Raw genomic sequence first — 435 nt, 5'->3', positions numbered from 1 at the left:
GCCCAGCGAAGACCTTTGCTGACAGTTCGCGGCTGTACTCTCCGGCCATCGCGCGCTTAACGCCCTTGACGATCGTGGAGACTGGTGAGCCGTCGTTCTCGAATTGCTCGGCGCAGTACGCAACCTGCAGGCCGGCCCTCCGGCAGATGTACTCGTAGTAGGCGCTCTCATCGGCGTCTTGGAAGCGGCCCCACCTACTGACGTCGTAGACGAGAATGACCTGGAAATCCGCCGCGCCGGACTCGACGTCCCGGATGAGGTCTTGAAGTGCTTGGCGCCCATCTATCCGCAAGCCGCTTTTTCCCTCGTCTGCATAGGTGCGAACAATGCGAAAGCCGCGACATAGGGCATATTCGCGGATCTTGTCGCGTTGATTCTCAGTCGAGTACTGCTGATGTTCAGTCGACATGCGGACATACTCGGCCGCCCTTACTT

Annotated in this window: 1 protein-coding gene; it reads right to left on the bottom strand. The window is 59.3% G+C overall.

Annotated elements, in window-relative coordinates:
• Positions 1–409: recombinase family protein (locus tag AC1DBD_RS17820; protein WP_476982720.1), on the bottom strand; the 409-nt coding region annotated here is incomplete at its 3' end.
• Positions 410–435: the final 26 nt, after the last annotated feature.

The organism is Arthrobacter sp. 10T419 (assembly GCF_056394105.1).
The sequence above is the reverse complement of the archived record's forward strand: the minus strand, read 5'-3'. Positions and strand labels throughout refer to the sequence as shown.